12 protein-coding genes are annotated in these 16,333 nt (G+C 67.4%); 9 read left to right on the top strand and 3 right to left on the bottom strand.

Annotation, left to right across the window (positions count from 1 at the left end; translation table 11 throughout):
* Positions 1-331: 331 nt before the first annotated feature.
* The 5 genes from glyS (at position 332) to folP (ending at position 8,505) form a co-directional block, all read left to right on the top strand.
* Complete coding sequence (gene glyS / locus AC2IR1_RS16975; protein ID WP_486473151.1) at positions 332-2,398, top strand: glycine--tRNA ligase subunit beta; 2,067 nt, start codon at positions 332-334, stop codon at positions 2,396-2,398.
* A gap of 314 nt (positions 2,399-2,712) precedes the next feature.
* The gene (locus AC2IR1_RS16970; RefSeq protein WP_486473150.1) at positions 2,713-5,277 is read left to right on the top strand and encodes a putative PEP-binding protein; all 2,565 of its coding nucleotides are present in this window, start codon (positions 2,713-2,715) and stop codon (positions 5,275-5,277) included.
* Between the two features lie 155 nt (positions 5,278-5,432).
* Positions 5,433-6,077 carry a cell wall hydrolase gene (locus AC2IR1_RS16965; protein ID WP_486473149.1) on the top strand — a complete coding sequence of 215 codons (645 nt, stop codon included), beginning with the start codon at positions 5,433-5,435 and terminating at the stop codon, positions 6,075-6,077.
* Positions 6,078-6,539: 462 nt separating this feature from the next.
* Positions 6,540-7,496 (top strand): dihydroneopterin aldolase, encoded by a 957-nt coding sequence (locus AC2IR1_RS16960; protein ID WP_486473148.1) that lies wholly within the window; start codon positions 6,540-6,542, stop codon positions 7,494-7,496.
* A 4-nt stretch (positions 7,497-7,500) separates the two neighbouring features.
* Positions 7,501-8,505, top strand: coding sequence for a dihydropteroate synthase (gene folP / locus AC2IR1_RS16955; RefSeq protein WP_486473147.1), 1,005 nt, complete (start codon positions 7,501-7,503; stop codon positions 8,503-8,505).
* A gap of 47 nt (positions 8,506-8,552) precedes the next feature.
* Here folP and AC2IR1_RS16950 read toward each other — a convergent pair whose 3' ends face one another.
* On the bottom strand, positions 8,553-8,825 hold the full coding sequence (locus AC2IR1_RS16950) for a hypothetical protein (protein ID WP_486473146.1): 273 nt from the start codon (positions 8,823-8,825) through the stop codon (positions 8,553-8,555).
* A gap of 779 nt (positions 8,826-9,604) precedes the next feature.
* On the opposite strand from AC2IR1_RS16950, the gene AC2IR1_RS16945 reads away from it, so the two are divergent.
* Both AC2IR1_RS16945 and AC2IR1_RS16940 read left to right on the top strand, forming a co-directional pair.
* Positions 9,605-12,031 (top strand): sensor histidine kinase, encoded by a 2,427-nt coding sequence (locus tag AC2IR1_RS16945; protein WP_486473145.1) that lies wholly within the window; start codon positions 9,605-9,607, stop codon positions 12,029-12,031.
* On the top strand, positions 12,028-12,690 hold the full coding sequence (locus tag AC2IR1_RS16940; RefSeq protein WP_486473144.1) for a response regulator transcription factor: 663 nt from the start codon (positions 12,028-12,030) through the stop codon (positions 12,688-12,690). Before AC2IR1_RS16945 ends, AC2IR1_RS16940 begins: the two co-directional genes overlap by 4 nt.
* A gap of 350 nt (positions 12,691-13,040) precedes the next feature.
* Here the strand turns inward: AC2IR1_RS16940 and ilvC are convergent, their stop codons facing one another.
* Positions 13,041-14,063 carry a ketol-acid reductoisomerase gene (gene ilvC / locus AC2IR1_RS16935; RefSeq protein ID WP_486473143.1) on the bottom strand — a complete coding sequence of 341 codons (1,023 nt, stop codon included), beginning with the start codon at positions 14,061-14,063 and terminating at the stop codon, positions 13,041-13,043.
* A gap of 149 nt (positions 14,064-14,212) precedes the next feature.
* Between ilvC and AC2IR1_RS16930 the strand changes: the two genes are divergently transcribed.
* Complete coding sequence (locus AC2IR1_RS16930; protein ID WP_486473142.1) at positions 14,213-14,668, top strand: Lrp/AsnC family transcriptional regulator; 456 nt, start codon at positions 14,213-14,215, stop codon at positions 14,666-14,668.
* Positions 14,665-15,123, top strand: coding sequence for an Lrp/AsnC family transcriptional regulator (locus AC2IR1_RS16925; protein WP_486473141.1), 459 nt, complete (start codon positions 14,665-14,667; stop codon positions 15,121-15,123). Before AC2IR1_RS16930 ends, AC2IR1_RS16925 begins: the two co-directional genes overlap by 4 nt.
* Before the next feature lies 1 nt (position 15,124).
* On the opposite strand, the gene AC2IR1_RS16920 is transcribed toward AC2IR1_RS16925, so the two are convergent.
* Entirely contained in the window at positions 15,125-16,324 is a 1,200-nt protein-coding gene (locus tag AC2IR1_RS16920) for a UbiH/UbiF family hydroxylase (protein ID WP_486473140.1), read from the bottom strand.
* Between the last annotated feature and the right edge of the window lie 9 nt (positions 16,325-16,333).

Raw genomic sequence — 16,333 nt, 5'->3', positions numbered from 1 at the left:
ACGCCGCAGCGCAGAGATGCGGCAGGAACCCAACCCGCCATCGGCGGAAAGGTTCCGAAATAAATTTACCTAACGTCATCTCTCTTGCCAACCACCCCCTCCGCACCATCGGGCGCGCGGTCCGGATCGGAACGGATCGGATCGGCGCCCATGCCGCTGCCTGCCGCATCGCCCGTGTCTCGCCCCCCGTGCCCGAGCTGCCCCTGCAGGCTCCTCCCGGGCGCTTCGGGCCCTTCCCCCTCTGGACGCCCCCGTCCCCCTTCGCTATTCCCTCCCGGCAACCTGCGCGTCTGCCAGTGGGCTGGCGCGCCAAGCACCGGATGGACCCGACATGCCCGATCTCCTGATCGAACTCTTTTCCGAGGAAATTCCCGCACGGATGCAGGCCCGTGCCGCGGAAGACCTGAAAAAGCGCATGACCGATGCGCTGGTAGAGGCAGGTCTGACCTACGCAGGCGCCGGCGCCTTCCACACGCCGCGCCGCCTGACGCTGACCATCCACGACCTGCTTGCCGAAAGCCCTACCCTGAAGGAAGAGCGCAAGGGCCCCCGGGTCGATGCGCCCGAAAAGGCGATCGAAGGCTTCCTGCGCGGCGCCGGGCTCACCCGCGACCAGCTGGAAGAACGGGAAGAGAAGAAGGGCCGCGTCTTCTACGCCGTGATCGAAAAGCCGGGCCGCCCGGCGGCCGATATCGTGGCCGAAGAGCTCGAAAAGATCATCCGCAACTTCCCCTGGCCCAAGTCCATGCGCTGGGGCGCGGGCTCCCTGCGCTGGGTGCGCCCGCTGCATTCCATCCTCTGCATCCTGACGACAGAGGAAGGCGCCTCCGTGGTGCCCCTCGACATCGACGGCATCCAGGCCTCCGACACCACCGAAGGCCACCGCTTCATGGCGCCCGGCCAGGTGAAGGTGCGCAGCTTCGAAGACTACCAGGCACAGCTGAAATCCCGCTTCGTCCTGCTCGATGCGGCCGAACGCGCCGATGCCATCTGGCACGAGGCCACCAACCAGGCCTTCGCCCTGGGCCTTGAAGTGGTTGAGGATCGCGGCCTGCTGGCCGAGGTCGCAGGCCTCGTCGAATGGCCCGTCGTGCTGATGGGCGAGATCGGCGCAGATTTCCTGCACCTCCCGCCCGAGGTCCTGCAGACCTCGATGAAGGAGCACCAGAAGTTCTTCTCGGTGAAGAACCCGAAGACGGGCCGCATCGAACGTTTCGTCACTGTGGCCAACCGCGAAACCGCCGACAACGGCGCGACCATCCTCGCGGGGAACCAGAAGGTGCTCTCGGCCCGGCTGTCGGATGCCAAGTTCTTCTGGGAAAACGACCTGCGCATCGCGCAGAAGGAAAAGATGCAGCCCTGGCGCGACCAGCTGGCCCATGTGACTTTCCACGCCAAGCTGGGCAGCCAGGCGGAACGGATCGACCGTATCGCCTCGCTGGCCGAAACCATCGCGCCCGCGCTGGGCGCCGATGCCGCCCTGGCGGCAGAAGCCGCCCGCATCGCCAAGGCCGACCTGTCGTCGGAAATGGTCTACGAATTCCCCGAACTTCAGGGCCTGATGGGCCGCTACTACGCCGAAGCCGCCGGGTTCGCCCCCGAAGTGGCGGCAGCCTGCCAGGATCACTACTCGCCGCTCGGCCCGACCGATGACGTGCCGACGGCACCGGTCTCCGCCACCGTGGCCCTCTCGGACAAGCTGGACACGCTGACGGGTTTCTGGGCCATCGACGAAAAGCCCACCGGCTCCAAGGACCCCTTCGCGCTGCGCCGCGCGGCACTGGGCGTGATCCGCATCCTGCTGACCCATGGCACCACCCTGCCGCTGACCCCGGTCTTCACCGCCTGCCACGGCCTCTCGGCCGAGGTCGCGGCCGACCTGCTGTCCTTCTTCCACGACCGGCTGAAGGTGCACCTGCGCGACGAAGGCATCCGGCATGACGTCATCGACGCCTGCCTCGCCATGCCCGGCAACGACGATCTCGTCTCGCTGGTGGCCCGCGCCCGCGCCCTGCAGGCTGTGCTGGCGACCGAAGACGGCACCAACCTCGTCCAGGGCTTCAAGCGCGCCAACAACATCCTCACCCAGGCGGAGGAAAAGGACGGCGTGGCCTATGAATTCGGCGCCGATCCCAAGTTCGCCGAGGCGCCCGAGGAAACCGCGCTCTTCGACGCGCTGGAAGCGGCCAGGCCGAAGCTCGACACCGCCACCGCGGCCGAAGATTTCGCGACCGCCATGGAAGTGCTGGCAGCCCTGCGCGCGCCCATCGACGCCTTCTTCGAGGCGGTCCAGGTCAACACCGACAACGATGTCGTCCGCCGCAACCGGCTGAACCTGCTCTCGACCATCCGCACGACGGTGCTCAAGGTCGCGGACCTCACGCAGATCGACGGCTGATCGCCATGGTCGCACGCCTGCCGCGCGCGATGCCTCCGGCGGGAGTATTTTTCGCGGGTTGAAGAGAGGAGGGCGGTCCCGGCAGGGCGCCCTCCTTTTGCATGGAGAGCGTGCAGCCGCGAAGCCCGAAAGCAGGCCGCCCTTCCGGGGACCGCCCCCCATCTTCAACCCGCCGGAAATACTCCGGGGGAGGCGCCGGCACGGCGACGGGGGCAGCGCCCCCAACCCCCATCCCCCCAATTCCACCCCGGAAATCCCCTTGCCCCGAATCCCCCCGCCGCTATGCTGCCCGGACCATATCGGGGGGGGCTGCGGTGCAAGACGACAATCCGCATATCACGCGCATCACGGAAACCGCGCCCGTGGCGACCCAGACCCATGGCGGCCGGGCCAAGTGCCTGCAGCGCCTCGTGCGCCTGCAACTGCCCGTACCCCAGACCGTCGCGCTCTCCTTCAAGGCCGTGAACGACATCGCCGAAGGGCGCCTGCCCTCGATGTCCGACCTGCTCAGCCCCTTCGGCGACAATCCCCTGCTCTGCGTCCGTCCCTCGTCCGAGGACCCGGACTGGGGCGGTCCCTCCGCCGTGCTCAACATCGGCATGAACGACGCCACCCGCGCCCGCCTGGCCGAGCAGATCGGCGAAGAGGCCGCCTGTGCCCTCTACCGCAGCTTCGTGCGCACCTACTCGGTGCATGTCGAACGCCTCGATCCCGACATGTTCGAGGATCTGCCCGCCTCCGGCCCCCAGGCCCTGACGGAAATGCTCCGCGCCTATCGCGAGGAGACGGAGGAGGAGTTTCCCCAGGACGCCGGGGTGCAACTGGCGGCGGTGCTGAAATCCATGGCCCGCGCCTGGCGCGGCACCACCGCGCGGCTGCTGCGCCAGGCCAAGGGCGCGCCCGCCGATGCCGGGCTGGGCCTGGTGGTGCAGGAAATGGCGCTCGGCCTCGGGCGGTCCGGCGAATGCGGCTCGGGGGTGATGCAACTCGTCTCCTCCACCACCGGCCTGCCACGGATCACCGGCCGCTACCTCTCCCAGTCGCAGCACCGCGAGGCGCTGCGCGAAGGCTCCTCCGCCCTCTACCTCGCCCGCGACGACCGCGGCCCCTCGCTGCAGGAACTGGCGCCCGAGGCCTATGACCGGCTGGTGGAATACTGCGAACTCATGCGCTTCCGCCTGCGGGAGGAGATGCAGACCGAATTCACCATCGAGAACGGCAATGTCCATGTCCTCGATGCCCTGCGCGTCTCCCGCTCCTCCCGCGCGGCCGTCCGCATCGCCGTGGCCCTGGCCGAAGACGGCGTGATCCCCCGGGACGAGGCGCTCTGCCGGGTCGACAGCCGCGCGCTCAACGAAATGCTGCACCAGCAGGTCGATCCCAAGGCGGAACGCGACGTGCTGGGCTCCGGCATCGCCGCCTCCCCGGGGGCGGCCACAGGCAAGCTCGTCTTCTCCGCCGCCGCCGCCCAGGCCGCCAAGGCGCGGGGCGAGGCGACGATCCTGGTGCGCCGCGAAACCGGGCCCGAGGACATCCGCGGCATGCATGCCGCCGCCGCCGTGATGACCGAACGCGGCGGGATCACCTCCCACGCCGCCGTCATCGGCCGCGGCCTGGGCCTGCCCTGCGTCGTCTCCTGCTCGGGCCTCGCCTTCGACATGAAGGCCGAACGGCTGAAGACCTCCGACGGCCGCACCCTGCGCGCGGGCGACGTGGTGACGGTGGACGGCACCAACGGCACCATCCTGGCCGGAGAGGCGCCGCTGATCGAGAGCGCCCGCGACGATGCCTTCCAGGCGATGATGACCTGGGCGCATGAATATTGCGACATCGGCATCCGCGCCAATGCCGACACCCCCGCCGATGCGGAGGTCGCCCGCCGCTTCGACGCCGAAGGCATCGGCCTCTGCCGCACCGAACACATGTTCTTCGATCCCGGTCGCCTGACGGTGATGCGCGAAATGATCTTCGCCGACGCCCCCGCCGACCGCCGCACCGCGCTCGACCGGCTGCTGCCCATGCAGCGCGCCGACTTCATCGAGCTCTTCCGCATCATGCAGGGCAAGCCGGTCTGCATCCGCCTCTTCGACCCGCCGCTGCACGAATTCCTGCCCTCTGACCGGGCAGGCCTGCGCGAACTGGCCGAAGCGCTCTCCCTGCCGCTGTCCGATGTCACCCGCCGGGTGGAATCGCTCAGCGAATACAACCCCATGCTCGGCATGCGCGGGGTGCGCCTCGGCATCACCATCCCCGAAATCTACGAGATGCAGGCCCGCGCCATCTTCGAGGCGACGATAGAGGCTTCCCGCGAAGGCGCCCCCGTGGTGCCCGAGATCATGATCCCCCTCGTTTCCGCCAAGCGCGAGGTCGAAATGGTCCGCACCCGCATCGACGCCGTGGCGGCGGCGGTGCGCAACGAGACCGGCAAGACCTTCACCTACCGGCTCGGCGTCATGGTCGAAACGCCCCGCGCCGCGCTCAAGGCGGGCGAGATCGCGCCCCACGCCGCCTTCCTCTCCTTCGGCACCAACGACCTGACGCAGATGACCTACGGCCTGTCGCGCGACGACGCCGGGAAGTTCATGTCCGACTATGTCAAGCAGGGAGTGTTCCGGGAGGATCCTTTCCACACCCTGGACACCGAAGGCGTGGGCGAACTGCTCATGATCGGGGCAGAACGGGGGCGTGCTGCCCGCCCGGACCTCATCCTGTCGATCTGTGGTGAACACGGCGGTAACGCCGAATCAATTGCCTTCTGTCGCGACGCCGGCTTCGACTACGTGTCCTGTTCGCCGTTTCGTGTGCCGGTTGCACGGCTGGCTGCGGCACAATTGCGCATCCGGCCGACCCTGCCGGCACGGGCCTTCAAAACCTCCTGATTACAGGGGGTTGTCATGACCGGGCGACATGGCTCGCACGCAAGGTCACGGTAAGGTTTTCGGGTTCAATTCGCTACGGACTGGACGGTTCCTCAGCTTTTCGTTACGGAACCGGCCTTGCGGCGCCTGCGGGCGTGCCACAAAAGGTATACCCGATGCGCATTGCGACCTCTCTGACCCTTGCTGCCGTTGCAGTTCTCCTGGCCTTCGGGGCCGGTACCTCCGCGCGGGCAAACCCCATGGCGGACGCGATGGAGGCAGAGGCACAGGGGCTGAAGTCGGTTCCCGGGGGGCGTCTTGCCGCCTTCCTCAAGCGTCCGGCAAAACCGGTGGCGGCAGGTGTGGAATATTCCCGCGAATGGCTGGCCAAACAGCCGGCGGGCGCCGGGGGCGACCAGTTCCAGTGCCTGGCCGAAGCGCTCTACTTCGAAGCACGCGGGGAAAGCGTGAAGGGTCAGTTCGCCGTGGCAGAGGTGATCCTGAACCGCGTCGACAGCCCCAGCTTCCCGGGCACCGTCTGCGGCGTGGTGCACCAGGGCACCGGGCGCAAGTTCGCCTGCCAGTTCACCTATACCTGCGATGGCCGGACCGAGGCGATCCACGAACCCTCCGCCTATGCGCGCGTGGCCAAGATCGCGGCGATCATGCTCAAGGATGACGCGCCGCGTCCCCTGACCGATGGCGCCACCTTCTACCACACCCTCCACGTCTCGCCGAAATGGTCGCGCAAGTTCGACCGCACGGCGACCATCGGCGTGCACCAGTTCTACCGCATGCCGACCCGCCTGACGCAGAACTGATCCCGCCTGCGGCCGCCTGGCCGCAGCCTCGGAAGATCCAGCGCGAAGCCCGTCCCCGACGCCAGCCCTTTCCGCCTGCGATCCCGGCGCCCGGCTCACGGCTCGCCAAACAGCCCCGCATCCGGCCCTTCCGCGCAGGACTTTCGCAAGGGGGCACCTGCCACGCACGGTCCCCCGTGCCCCGGCGCCTCCCACGCGCTGCTCCCTGTCTTCAACCCGCCCCAAATACTCACTTGCCCCGTCCGCCACGGGCGCAGGGGCCAGCCGGGCAGGGGCTCTGCCCCCGTCTCCGTACCGGAGCCTCCCCCGGAGTATTTCCGGCGGGTTGAAACCACAGGGGCCGCGCGCGCTGATCGAACGGGTGCCGCATGGGTCGACCGATGCGCCGCTTTCCGCGGGGCGTTGCTTTGCCTTTCCCTGCAGTCTCTGACATGAAGGCGACACGATTACCCCGGGGGCCCCATGTCCGATCAGATCACCCAGGCATTCGGCCATCCGCTGGCCCGTTCCGTCGCCCTGTCCGGCGACACGCCTGCCGACCGCATTTCCCTGCGCGACTACCTCACGGAGGTGGAAATCGGCGCATTCCAGCAGGAACGCGGCCGCGTGCAGCGCCTGCGCTTCAACATCGTGGTCGAGGTGCGGCACGACGACGACCCGGTCGAAGATGACGTCGACCGCATCCTCTCCTACGACACGATCACCGAGGCGATCGCGGCGGAGCTGGCGGCCGAACGGCTGAACCTGCTGGAAACCCTGGCCGAGCGCGTGTCCCTGCGCATCCTGGCCGAACCGCTGGCGCTGAAGGTCTTCACCCGGATCGAGAAGCTGGATCGCGGCCCCGGCGCGCTCGGGGTGGAGATCGTCCGCGCCAAGGGCGAAGACGGTGCCGCCGCCCGCCCGCTGCGCGATCCGGCCTCCGCCACGCCGCATCCGCTGGTGGTCTTCCTGTCCGAACCCGCCACGCGCTCCGACCTGCTGCCGGCCTGGCTGGACCAGCTCGAAGGGACCGGGCGCCCGGTGATCCTCACCTGCGGTCCGGGCCTCTGGGAACGTCCCGTCACCGCCCTGCCACAGACCCAGCGGCGGATCGACCTGCTGGCCATCGAACAGGCCGCCTGGGTGCTGGCCGCCCGCGACCGCCGCTGCGTCGTCGTCAACACCCGGACCGAGCTCGACTGGGCGATGAAGCACGGCCAGGTCTCCCTCTGGGCGCCGTCGAAGATCGTGCTGGATGCCGTGGGCGACCGGCCCGATGCCGTGGGCGACGGCACCGGTCTGGCGCTGTGGTTTGCCGAACAGATGTCGGCCTCCGACCTGCTGCTCCTCGGCGCGCCCGCGCCCGCCGCCACGGGTGTCCTGCGCATCACCGCCTGCGACATCACCCATCCGCTGCCGCTGCCCCCACTGCCGGAGTGATCCGATGACCCTCTACTACCGTCCCGTGCCGCAATCCGGCCCCCGCCCCGAAGGCGCCCTGCCGCTGGCCGGCGGCCCGCTCTGGTTCGATCGGGTGGAGGTGCTGGAACGCGGCACACCCCCCCGCTACGCCCCGGCCGCCGACCTGCCGGAGGACTGGCAGCGCCGCCTCTGCCGCCCCCGGCCCGCGCTGGCGGGGCTGCCGATGGACCGGCCCACGGTCATGGGCATCCTCAACACCACCCCCGACAGCTTCTCCGACGGGGGCCGCCACGATGCGCCCGAAGCGGCGCTCGCCCATGCCCGCGCCATGGCCGAGGCCGGCGCCGACATGATCGACGTGGGCGGCGAATCCACCCGCCCCGGCGCCGCCGATGTGCCCGTGCCCGAAGAGATCGACCGCACTGCCCCGGTGATCCGCGCCATGGCCGCCCTCGGCCTGCCGATCTCCATCGACACCCGCAAGGCGCCGGTGGGCCGCGCCGCGGCCGAAGCGGGCGCAGGGCTGATCAACGATGTCTCGGGTTTTGCCCATGACCCGGCGCTGGCCGATGTCGCCGCCACTTTCGGCCTGCCGGTCTGCGTCATGCACATGCGCAAGGCCCCCGCCGACATGCACCTCGATCCGCACTACGACGACGTGCTGCTGGACGTCTACGACGAGCTGGAGGCGCGCATCGCCGCGGTCGAGGCGGCTGGTATCCCGCGCGCCCGCATCCTAGCCGATCCCGGCATCGGCTTTGCCAAGACCGCGCAGCACAACGTCGAACTGCTCAACCGGCTGTCGCTCTTCCACGGCCACGGCTGCCCTATCCTGCTGGGTGTCTCGCGCAAGCGTTTCATCGGATCCATCGGCGGCGCGGCAGAGGCCCGGGACCGCGCGCCCGGCTCCATCGCCGTGGCCCTGGCGGGCATCGCCCAGGGGGTGCAGATGGTCCGCGTCCACGACGTGGCCGAAACCGTGCAGGCGATCCGCCTCTGGCAGGCGGTGGTGCAGGGGCAGGCGTAAGGGCTGGCGCGGGCTATGGCTTGGGGGATGGCGGGATAAATCCCGCCCTACTTGTACTCCGCCTGGGCATGCTCCTTCAGCACGTAATTCGTCATCTTCGGGCTGTAAGGATCCGCCTGGAAGTTGGTCCCGAAGAGCGCGCGCGGCACCTTCAGATCCATCTGGCCAATCTGGGTGAAGTAGATCGAGATGAAGGCCCCATCGACATAGCGGATGAAGCAGTCCTTGCCGGCGGCCAGGCCGTTCTTCCTGGTGTTCCTGATCGTATCCATGACGATGAACTTCATGCCGGGCGCGATCGCGGGGCTCCTCTGGGTCATTCATGATCTCCTGGTTAAATCACTTGGTTCAATTACCGGGTTCAATATTCGGGGAAGCCCCGGATGAATGCGGGGCTTTCGCAGGAAACTGCGCGGTGAAGTCATTGGGGCCGTGCAAAGGGGCCGTAGAATGGCTGGATGATGGCCGCCGTGGCCCCTCATGACAAGACGCCGTGGCAAGACGCCGTGACAAGACCTGGCCCGCGCGCTCTCGCCACCCGAACCCGAATCCCGGTCCGCCGCCCCCGGCGCGCCGCGCTCCTCCCATTTTCTGGCCCCAAATATCCATCCGCCCCGCCCACCACGGGTGCATCGCCCGGGGCAGCTCGCCCCCCTATCAACCTTGCCCTTTCAGCGTGCCCGCACAGACCGCCCCGATCCGCCTGCCCGAAACACGAAAAAGGGCCCCGAAGGACCCTGCGCATGACGCGATACTGGTGAAACTGCCCCCATTTCCTGACATGCAGGCATGGTAAAACCGGCACTCGGGCGGGACTTCCCGAGTGCCGGTAACCGAGGTGTTGCGGGCCCGAAAGCTCTGCTCCACTCTTTTTGCCACGACCAGATTGGGGATGTTGGCCGTTCAGGGGCAATCGTCGACGATGTTTCAACCCTATCCCGAGTCGCGCCAGGGCAAAATGCGTATCATTGCCTAGGTAGATTTGCCTATGGTCTCCGGGGGGCCGCGAATGGCAGATAGGGGGGCCGGCCCGCCTGATCGAACCGGTTCGCGGCCCTGGCCGCGACTGGCCGAAGAACATGCTACCCCGGGGGTCGACGTGAAGAAGTCATTGGGATTGCCGCTCTTTCTGGGGCTTGCCGGGCTACAGCTCGTGGCGGTGCTGGCCATCGTCTTTTCCTCCTACGTGACCTCGGAAAAGGTGCTGATCTTCCATGCGCGCGCCCTGCTGCGCAATGTCGGGCTCAACTCGATGGAACATTCGCGCGGTTTCCTGAAGCCGGCGCATGACTCGGCCGAACTGGCGGTGCGGCTGGCGCAGAACCGCATCGTTGCCTCCGACGATCCGCAGGTCCTGGAACAGCTTCTGTTCCAGCAGCTGCAACTGGCGACCCAGGCCTCGGGCATGTACCTGGGCCGCGAAGACGGCAGTTTCGTCTTCGTCATGCGCGATCACGCCGCCTCCCGGGAATGGAACGAGGATGGCTCCACCGGGTCAGAGCTGTTCCGGACCAAGTTCATCACCCGCGATGCGGAGGGGCGGCATACGGTGCTGATCTGGCGGGATGCGGATTTCAACATCGTCCGGCAGGAGGAAGACCCGGGCGACACCTACGATCCGCGGCAGCGGCCCTGGTACCGGGGCGCGGCGGCGGCGGGGGAAACGATCTGGGCCGATCCCTACATCTTCTTCTCCTCCCGCCAGCCGGGCATCACCCTGGCCGCGCCGGTCCTGTCTCCGCAGGGGCAGGTCGCCGGGGTCATCGGTGTGGATATCGAGATATCGGAGATTTCCAACTTCCTCTCCCGTCTGCAGATCGGCCGGACGGGGCGGGCGCTGATCATCAACCGCAACGGCGATGTCATCGCCGGGCAAAACCCCGAACTGCTCAAGACCACGGCCGGTGATGGCTCCCTGCGCTTCACCCGCATCGACGAATACGGCGATCCCATCGCCCGCGCGGCCTTTGCCGGGCTCTTCGCGCCGGGCCAGCCGGAAGTCACGACCGAACATGCCTCCACGCTGTCCCACGACGGGCGCCGCTACGTCGCCCTGGCCATGCCCATCCTCTCCGAACAGCTGCCCTGGACAATCGGCGTCTACGCCCCCGAAGACGACTTCATCGCCGAGATCAAGCAAAACCGCAGCATCAACATCTGGATCGCGGTTGCCGTGGCCCTCGGCACCGGGCTGATCGGCCTCGTCCTCGCCCGCGCCATCTACCGCCCCGTCCGCGCGCTTGCCGTGCGCTCCGCCCTCATCTCCCAGGGGGAGGTCGACCCCGACGCCCCCGCGCCCCGCACCTACAGGGAGCTCGAGGCCGCCAATACCGCCCTGACGCAGCAGATCGCCGCCCGCCGCGCCGCCGAATACGAATACGGCCGCACCTTCGAGATGTCCTCGCGCGGCATGGCCCAGCTCGACCCGGTCTCGGGCCGCTTCCTGCGCGTCAACACCCGCCTGTGCGACATCATCGGCCTGCCGGCGGACCTGCTCACCCAACGCAGCCTGCGCGAACTGGTCCTGCCGGCCGACCGCACCGCGGTGCAGCTCCTGGGCCGCGAACAGATCGCCGATTTCTCCACCGACCGCGACCTGCGCATCCGCCGTGCCGATGGCGCCATCGCCTGGGTCCGGCTCAATGCCATCATGATCCGCGATGCCGCAGGCCGCCCGCTGCACTCCGTCCTCACCGTCGAAGACGTCACCGAGGCGCACGACAAGGAAACGGAGATCGACGCCCTCAACCGCGAAATGTCCGCGCTGGCCCGCGACAACACCATGGGGCAGCTCGCCTCGGGCCTGGCCCATGAACTCAACCAGCCGCTCGCCGCCATCGCCCAGAACGCCGGCACCGCCCTCTACATGCTGCAAAGCTCCGGCGCCGACGGCGACCTGATCGAAACCCTGCAGGAGGTGGAGGAACAGGCCCTGCGCGCGGGGGAGATCATCAACGCCCTGCGCGGCCTCGTCCACAAGGACGAAAGCAAGATCACCCCCTTCGACCTCTGCGAGCTGATCGAGAAGGTCCAGCGCCTCGTCCTGCACGAAGCGGAAGAGGCCGGCGTCAGCCTGCGCACCGACTGCCCCGCCGATACCTGGCTGCTGGGCAACCGCGTGCAGATCGCCCAGGTCCTCGTCAACCTCATGCGCAACGCGATCGAGGCGCTGACCCAGGTGCGCTCCAACAACCGCGTCATCGTAGTCTCCGCCATCCGGCTGCAGGGAGACTGGCTGGTGACCGTGGCCGACAACGGCCCGGGGGTCGACAGCTCCATCTCGCTCTTCACCCAGTTCCAGACGACCAAGCCCGATGGCCTTGGCCTCGGCCTCTCGATCTGTCAGAGCATCGTGCGCGCCAATGGCGGCAAGCTCTGGTATGAACCGGGGCCCGAAGGCGGCGCGCGCTTCCTGATGCTGCTGCCCTCGGCAGAGGCCCCGCCGGGCAGCCCGGCGGCGGGCGGCGGGCCGGTGCCGCAATGGGCCGGCCGGGCGTTTAAACCGAACGGAGAGGGCGGGCAATGAACGAAGACCAGGCCAGTTTTACCGTCTTCCTGGTGGATGACGACCCGGATGTGCGCCGCGCTCTGTCGCGGGCCATTTCCATCCGCGGGCTGCCCGTGCGCACCTTCGAAACCGCCGAAAGCTTCCTGGAAGCCTACGAACCGGGGGAGCTCGGCTGCCTGATCCTCGATTACGGCCTGCCCGGCATGTCGGGCCTGGACCTGCAGGACCACGTGCTGCGCGAACGCATGCCGGTGCCGATCATCTTCATCACCGGCCATGGCGGCGTGACCGAAGCGGTGCAGGCGATCCGGGGCGGGGCCATCGACTTCCTGGAAAAACCCTTCCGCCAGGGCACGCTGATCGAACGGATCAAGGATGCCCATGCGGCGGCGCTGGCCATGGTTGCCGCCCAGGCGCATGAGGCAGAGCTGGTCGAACGCTTCGGTCGCCTCACCCGGCGGGAGGCGGAGATCGTCGAACACATGCTGCGCCACCCGGCAGAGATCTCCTCCAAGGACATCGGGCGCCACCTCGACATCAGCCCGCGCACCGTGGATCACCACCGCGCGCGTATCCTCGAAAAGCTCGATGTCGCCTCGGTGATAGAGATGTTCGGCCTGGTGGCCGAACTGCCCGACGGGCTGCGCGCCGGTATCGTCAACCTCGCCGAACGCTGACGCCCGATCATAGGGCGGGGCATAAGGCGGGGCAGGGCAGGCTCCCGGCGCCTCCGGCCGCGCATGATCCATCCGTTCCGGCGCGCTCTTTTGCGCAAATTTCGCACCGATGCGTTACCGACGCGATACCGACGTAATACCGACGTTTTTTTCGGGGCGTCCCAAGGGCTTGGAAAAACAACTCAAGGCACGTATCGGCGCGCCTTGTGATCAAAAAATCGTGGCTTTTCGCAGGGCTGACTGCGGCCCGATTGGCCGATCTGATCAAAAGAAAAGGCCCCGCCAAAGCGGGGCCTTCCGTCCATCTGGAACCTGCGGCGGTCTTGGGGGCGCCGCGGCCTCCTCCCGGATCAGTTCTTGGTCTTGTCGACCATCTTGCCGGCAGTGATCCAGGGCATCATGGCGCGCAGCTTCTCGCCGGTCTGCTCGATCAGGTGCTCGTCGTTCAGGCGGCGGGTGCCCTTGAAGAACGGCTGGCCGACGGCGTTTTCCTGCATGAAGTCACGCACGAACTTGCCGGTCTGGATGTCGGTCAGGACTTCCTTCATCGCCTTCTTGGTCTGCTCGTAGGGCAGGACGCGCGGGCCGGAGACGTACTCGCCGTATTCCGCGGTGTTGGAGATGGAGTAGTTCATGTTCGCGATGCCGCCTTCGTAGATCAGGTCGACGATCAGCTTCACTTCGTGCAGGCATTCGAAGTAGGCCATTTCCGGCGCGTAACCGGCTTCGACCAGGGTTTCGAAACCGGCGCGGATCAGCTCGACCAGGCCGCCGCAAAGCACTGCCTGCTCACCGAAAAGATCGGTTTCGCATTCTTCGCGGAAGGTGGTTTCGATGATGCCCGAACGGCCGCCACCGATGGCGGAGCAGTAGGACAGGCCGATTTCCAGGGCCTTGCCGGAGGCGTCGTTTTCAACCGCGACCAGGCAGGGCACGCCGCCGCCCTTGGTGTATTCGCCGCGCACGGTGTGGCCGGGGCCCTTGGGGGCCATCATGATGACGTCGACGCCCTTGGGGGCTTCGATCAGGCCGAAGTGCACGTTCAGGCCGTGGGCAAAGGCGATGGCCGCGCCGGGCTTGAGGTTGTCCTTGACGTACTTGTTGTAGGTCTCTGCCTGAAGTTCGTCGGGCATGGTGAACATGATGACGTCGCACCAGGCGGCCGCTTCGGCGATGCCCATGACGGTCAGGCCCTCGGCTTCGGCCTTCTTGGCAGAGGCGGAGCCTTCGCGCAGGGCGACGGCCAGGTTCTTGGCGCCCGAGTCGCGCAGGTTCAGCGCGTGGGCATGGCCCTGGGAACCGTAGCCCAGGATGGCCACTTTCTTGTCTTTGATCAGATTGATGTCGCAATCGCGGTCGTAGTAAACGCGCATATCGGAGTCTCCTTCCAGCCGGGCCATTGTTTCGGCCCTGTTATGCCTGCAACATACGCCCGGCGTGACGGGGTTTGCGTTGCAAAAACCTCGATCATTTGCGATTATCTGAGAAATCTATTCGTCAGTTTGTGATGGTTGCAAATTTCATGCTGGATGACACGGATCGGCGCATTCTGCGCCAGTATCAGGCCGACCCCGCCGCCTCCACCGCCCAGATCGCCGACCGCGCGGGCCTCACCTCCGCCACCTGCTGGCGGCGGATCGAGAGGATGCAAGCCTCTGGAATCATTCGCGGAGTCCGCGCCGTGATCGACTGGCATGCGCTCGGATACGAGGTCGAAGTCTCGCTTCGGATCACCCTGGACAAGAGCCAGCCGCGTGCCTTCGAAGAGTTCGCGGCCCAGGCGCGGCTGATTCCGGAAGTCCTTGAAATCCAGACATTTCTTGGTCAGGTCGATGCGCGCCTCGGGGTTATAGCCCGTGATCTGACCCATTATCGTGAGCTTTACCGCGAAAAGATCCTGACCCTCCCCCACATCACCGACATCGACGCCCTGATGCACGTCGCCCGCGTCAAGTATGACGAATCTGTACCGCTATGATTTCGCTGGATAATATAGATCGCGCCCTGCTGCGTGCCCTGGCCGAGGACGCCAGTCAGAGCGCGGGCGCCCTTGGTCGGCGCCTCGGTCTGTCCCAGCCGGCCACATGGCGCCGCATTCGCCGCCTGCAGGACGAAGGCGTCCTCGCCGCCCGCCGCCTCGACCTTGATCTCGCCCGGCTGGGCTTCGGCGTGACCGTCTTCCTTGGCATCAAGCTGGCGACTAAGGGGCGGGCATCATTGGATGATTTCGAACGCGCCGTCTCCGCTATCCCGGAAGTGCAGACGATCGAACACATCCTTGGCGTCTATGATTACCGCCTGCGGGTCAGTGCGCGGGACATTCCCGACTTCGAACGTGTGCTGCGACGTCGCATCATGACGCTGCCCGGCGTGGGCAGCGTCGATGCCAATGTCATGCTCTCCGAAGAGCGCCTTCCCGGTCCCCTGGGATAGCTCAGCCCCGCGCGCCCAGGCCCATCTGCATCAGGACCTTGCGCACGGGCGCGGCGGAGTAGAGCGCGTTCAGCCCTGCGGCCCGCAAGTCCCTGAGAGGCTGGGAAGAAATCTGGCTCGCGCGGTTCAGCGCGTCGATGCCTGCGGCGCGGATCTGGACCTCTCGGTGGCGGGCGTGGTGGTAGTCTTCCATCATGCGCGCATCACCCAGCCGGTCCGGCGCGGCCAGGGCAAGGTCCCGCAGCGCCCGCAGGTCGCCAAGCGACATGTTCAGCCCCTGAGCGCCGATGGGCGGCACCACGTGGGCGGCCTCTGCCATCAGGGCAAGCCTTTCGCCCGACATGCGTTCGGCAACCTGGGTGATGATGGGCCAGACGGACCGCCGTGTCCGCAGGGTCAACGGGCCCAGGATGCCACAGCTTCGGCGCAGCATTTCCGCTTCGAAATCAGCGACTTCCATCTCCGCCAGTTCCTTCACGCGCGGCCCGTCTTCCATCCAGACCACGGCAGAGCAGGGCGTGCCGTCGAGGTCCGGAAGCGGGACCAGGGTGAAGGGGCCGCCGGAGCGGTGGATTTCGGTCGAGATATTCTCGTGCGGGACAGGGTGCGAAACCGAGAAGGCCAGGGCCTTCTGCCCGTAGCGCCGGGTGGTGACGCCGATCCCGGCGGCTTGACGCATGGGCGAATTGCGCCCGTCCGCCGCAAGGACCAGCCGTGCCCGCACGCGGGTGCCGTCCGTCAGGCCAACCATGGCCTCCGCTTCCCGGGTGAACAGGGACTTGGTGCCCGTGCCGGGACGGAATTCAACCGTATCAAGCTCTTGCAGCCGGGCGACCATTTCCCGCCGCAGCAGCCAGTTGGGAAGGTTCCAGCCAAAGGGACGGTCCGAAATCTCGGTCGAGTCGAAGTCGCGGACGACGCGGGCTTCCGGCTCCGGTCCGCCGGCGTCGACAATCCGCATGATCCGCAGAGGCGCCGCGAAGGGGGAGAGCTTCTGCCACAGGCCCGCTTCTTCCAGCAGGGACTGGGCGGGCTGCAGGAAGGCCGTGGTACGCAGGTCGGCGCCCTCGGCCCCGCCGTCGGTCACGGGCGGCGCCGGATCGAGGCAGAGCACGCGGAACCCGTCGGAGCCGAAGACCGCGGCCGCGCTCAGGCCCGCGACGCCCCCGCCGGAGATGACGATATCGTAGCGCTCTTCCATGGTCCGGCC

The sequence above is a fragment of the Pseudooceanicola sp. NS-SX8 genome (assembly GCF_057380755.1).
Note: the sequence above shows the minus strand (reverse complement) of the source record. Positions and strands in the feature narration are given on the sequence as shown.